Below are 3,666 nucleotides of genomic sequence, written 5' to 3'. Positions count from 1 at the left end.
TTCTCTGGCGTCGATTCGTTAATTGGCCTGCTCAACCTTGAATGAGTCGGAAAAGCGCAATGAACTACCAGCGAGCATCGTTCCGCGACATCGCCGGTGGCCGCAGCGGCACGCATACTGCGCTCGCCCTGCTGCCGAGGCGCGCCCCTCTGTCGTGAGACCGTATGCGATGAACAGCTCCTCGCCGGGCTGAATATCCGACACCGCCTGAATGTAGACCCTTCCATTATCCTCGACGGCCTCACAGTTGGCGACGCAGGCATGGTTAAGGGTTCTGATAATCATATAGCCAGCCTCCCTCCGTTCGACTCGAACGGCTGGCGTAGAGTCAGGGTGCGAATACCGACGTGACGCACAGGAGGCCGGCATGAACAAGTTTAGTGGAATCGACCTGCACTCGAACAACAGTGTGGTCGTGGTCAGCGATGAAGCTGATCGGGTTGTCTATCAGCGGCGGTTACCGAACGATCCGGTCCAGATCCGGGCCGCGCTGGCGCCGCACCGCGTAGATCTGGTTGGGGTTGTTATCGAAGCAACGTTCAACTGGTACTGGCTTGTGGATGAGTTGATGAACGATGGCTACCATGTGCATCTGGCCAACCCCGCGGCCATCAGACAGTACGATGGACTGAAATATAGTGGCGACTTTACCGATGCCGCTCATCTCGCCCAACTTCTGCGTCTGGGGCTATTGCCGGAAGGGTACATTTATCCTGCAGAAGAACGTCCGGTGCGGGACCTCTCGCGCAAGCGGATGCAACTGGTGCAGTGCCGAACGGCCCAGATCCTTGCGATCGAAAACCTGTTCTCACGCCATACTGGCGCCCAGATGCAGGGTGAGCGGGTCAAGTGTCTGGATCAGACGCAGGTCAACGGATTCGGTTTTGAACCTGATGTGACGCTCGCGGTGCAAGCCAATCTGGCGGTCATGCAAACCTTGCAGGAACAGATCGGGATCATCGAGAAGCGACTCAATGAGCGGGTGAAACTGCGTCCGGACTACGCCTTATTGAAGTCGGTACCCGGCATCGGTCCGATCCTGGCAACCACCATCATGCTGGAAACCGGAACCATCTCGCGCTTTGCCGACGTCGGCAATTTCAGCTCGTACTGCCGCTGTGTGGACAGCCGACGAGAGAGCAACAGCAGGAAGAAAGGCAAAGGCAATACGAAGAACGGCAACAAATATCTGGCCTGGGCGTTTGTCGAGGCCGCCAACTTTGCCATCCGTTCGTGCCCGGAAGCCAGGCGCTTTTACGAGCGCAAGAAACGCGCGCGAAACGGGATTGTCGCGATCAAGGCGCTGGCGCACAAACTGGCGCGTGCGTGCTTTCACATACTTCGGGAGCACAAGCCATTTGAGGTAACCCGCTGCTTCGGCTAAACGGTGGTGCAAGGGGAACGAACCCAGTATTGCAACTGGTGAAGAGCCACGGTTCTGATTGGGTTTTCCCCTTGCACCACCGCCTGTTTGCAGATAACCGGGTCGTCCAGGCAATGAGCCACACTTGACTGGCGTTGCGTACGCAACAGCCACGGTTCTGCGGAACCACTTGGACCTTGTCTGGTACCAACGTTTCTCTGGGGCGGCGATAGCCGCCAGGCAACCGTGAGTAACATCACGGCATGCTTGATCCCGATGGGTGTTTGGTGCGATCCGGTTCGCAACCAGCTCGAGAAAACGGATGCGATACCGACCTTGCAGACAGCCACGACAGGTCGACGGAAGGTATTTCGCCGGATAACAATGACGATGAAACTACCATCGTCATTGTTATCCGGCGATGGATACATTTGTACCTTGACTTCGGCGGGCTAATGGGTGTTGCAATAGCGGAGGCTGGTATGCTGCGGGACCTTACAGAATGATGTGAACGACAATGAAAGCGCTGAGTCCGGCGGTAGCCAAGGTGCTGAAGCGGTTGCACTATCCGCTCGAGATAATGTTGGTGTGCGTGCGTTGGTACGTGGCCTACCCGCTGAGCTTGCGCAATCTCGAGGAGATGATGGCCGAACGCGGGATCGCAGTCGATCATTCGACCGTGCACCGGTGGGCCATCAAGCTTCTGCCGGTGCTTGAAAAGGCGTTCCGCCGCTGCAAGCGCCCGGTCGGCAAGAGCTGGCGGATGGACGAAAGTGTGTCACGAACACAAGCGAAAGCTTGTGTTCGTGACACACTTTCGTCGACACGCCACGACTGCCCGGTGGGCCTGCCAAAGCGGTTCCACCGTTTCACGAACTCCGGCGCAAAGCGCCGCACCCAGCGCAGGATCGTCGTGTGCGCCAGCGACAGACCCCGTTCCGCCATCATCTCGACCAGATCGCGCAGGCTAAGCTTGTAGCGCAGGTATCAGCGAACACACAGGATGATCACATCGCGGTCAAAGTGACGGCCTGCGAACAGTTCGTCAAGGCTCTTCAGCTTGCCCATCGTCGGTTCTCAATTCGTTCAGCCCGATACCTTAACCGATTCGCCCCCGCGCTATTTGCACCAGAGCCATCTTGAAAGGGCTGGCCTTTAGGGGCAGCACATGGCCTATGACGCAACCGCTATGACGGGGATGCTGAAGGATGACGGTACATCAATTTGACTGATGGGTTGCGAACAGAGTTATGGAATGACGCATAAAAAATCGGAGGGCGGAACGCCTCTGGCGAGGACGTTACGGAAACGACTCAGCGAACCGTGTGCACCCTTCCGGCCTGCTAGACTGGAAGTTCCCTGCAAGCCATGGAGGGAGACATGACGACCGTCTACGTCGCGAAGACTGGCGAGAAGTTCCTCTGCACCGCAGAGGACGGCGATATCGGCATGGCACCAGAGATTAAGGAAGCCACATCCTTTCTCTCGTATGAGGAAGCGAACAAAGTCGCGAACGAGCACGCCGACCCCGGATATGAAATCGTGGCCGTCAACATTACGAGACGCTGATGAGGAGTCCGCTCCTAGGCGCTCAGTGAAAGAGGGCTAGCAATTCAGGAGGCGCCATGCGATATGGTGCTCCGGCCGGCTGCGTCCAAAATCATCTGAGAATGGGCTGCACTGCGCATCGAGATTCGCACGACGCGGTCGATGTGCACATTGAACGTTAGCGTGGGCCGCAAACCCGTCTGCCACGAACGCTCAAGAATTCGGAGTGTCGCCGCGCACGATGACGCCGGCAAACGGATTGATGATCACGTAGTGCTGGCCGGCGAGCCACGCAAAGAGCGCGCGCAGCGCGGCGAGCGCATACGCGGCGGAGCGGACCGTCAGGCCGCGCGCGAACGGCCGCCATTCGGCGGAATCGCGCGGCCGCGGCGGGCCCGTCCAGCGCGCGGCCGGCGCCGGCCGGCGCCGGAACGCCCCGGTACGCGATCGCATCGTCGGTCGTGAGCGATGAGAGCGGGACGATTGTAGAACCTGCGTCGCGAGTGCGAAGCAGTGACTGCACGCGGCAGGCGCTTCTGTACAGCCCCGAACTCTGGACGCCGAAGTGCCAGCAAACTATCTTGAAGGCGTCTTGGGCGGCTTTCTGCACCGGGAACATTGGTTTTTCCCCGAAGGATGAACTGCGTCAAGCTGTTTCTGTGCGGGGACGTGATGTTGGGACGCGGTATCGATCAGATACTGCCGCATCCGAACCGGCCCCATCTCTTCGAACCCTATATGCGTTCGGCGAGAGG

Annotated in this window: 3 protein-coding genes and 4 pseudogenes; 4 read left to right on the top strand and 3 right to left on the bottom strand. The window is 58.7% G+C overall.

The window, feature by feature from the left end; translation table 11 throughout:
* Positions 1 to 18: 18 nt before the first annotated feature.
* Positions 19 to 285, bottom strand: a complete 267-nt coding sequence (locus F6X42_RS41965; protein WP_376776532.1) for an SET domain-containing protein-lysine N-methyltransferase — start codon at positions 283 to 285, stop codon at positions 19 to 21.
* Between the two features lie 82 nt (positions 286 to 367).
* Here F6X42_RS41965 and F6X42_RS41960 point away from each other — a divergent pair, with 82 nt between their 5' ends.
* Both F6X42_RS41960 and F6X42_RS41955 read left to right on the top strand, forming a co-directional pair.
* Positions 368 to 1,384 carry an IS110 family RNA-guided transposase gene (locus F6X42_RS41960; RefSeq protein ID WP_187639634.1) on the top strand — a complete coding sequence of 339 codons (1,017 nt, stop codon included), beginning with the start codon at positions 368 to 370 and terminating at the stop codon, positions 1,382 to 1,384.
* A gap of 496 nt (positions 1,385 to 1,880) precedes the next feature.
* Positions 1,881 to 2,153 (top strand): annotated as a pseudogene (locus F6X42_RS41955) (IS6 family transposase); the annotation flags it as partial.
* A gap of 26 nt (positions 2,154 to 2,179) precedes the next feature.
* On the opposite strand, the pseudogene F6X42_RS45070 reads toward F6X42_RS41955, so the two are convergent.
* Positions 2,180 to 2,431, bottom strand: a pseudogene (locus tag F6X42_RS45070) (IS6 family transposase); the annotation flags it as partial.
* A 312-nt stretch (positions 2,432 to 2,743) separates the two neighbouring features.
* On the opposite strand from F6X42_RS45070, the gene F6X42_RS41950 reads away from it, so the two are divergent.
* Positions 2,744 to 2,932, top strand: coding sequence for a hypothetical protein (locus tag F6X42_RS41950; RefSeq protein WP_187639633.1), 189 nt, complete (start codon positions 2,744 to 2,746; stop codon positions 2,930 to 2,932).
* 210 nt (positions 2,933 to 3,142) lie between these two features.
* On the opposite strand, the pseudogene F6X42_RS41945 reads toward F6X42_RS41950, so the two are convergent.
* A pseudogene (locus tag F6X42_RS41945) lies at positions 3,143 to 3,386 on the bottom strand (integrase); the annotation flags it as partial.
* Between the two features lie 161 nt (positions 3,387 to 3,547).
* On the opposite strand from F6X42_RS41945, the pseudogene F6X42_RS45065 reads away from it, so the two are divergent.
* A pseudogene (locus tag F6X42_RS45065) lies at positions 3,548 to 3,666 on the top strand (CapA family protein); the annotation flags it as partial.

Source organism: Paraburkholderia podalyriae (genome assembly GCF_014397785.1).
In the GTDB taxonomy this organism is placed as follows: Bacteria; Pseudomonadota; Gammaproteobacteria; order Burkholderiales; family Burkholderiaceae; genus Paraburkholderia; species Paraburkholderia podalyriae.
This window is presented reverse-complemented; position numbering and strand designations above follow the sequence as displayed.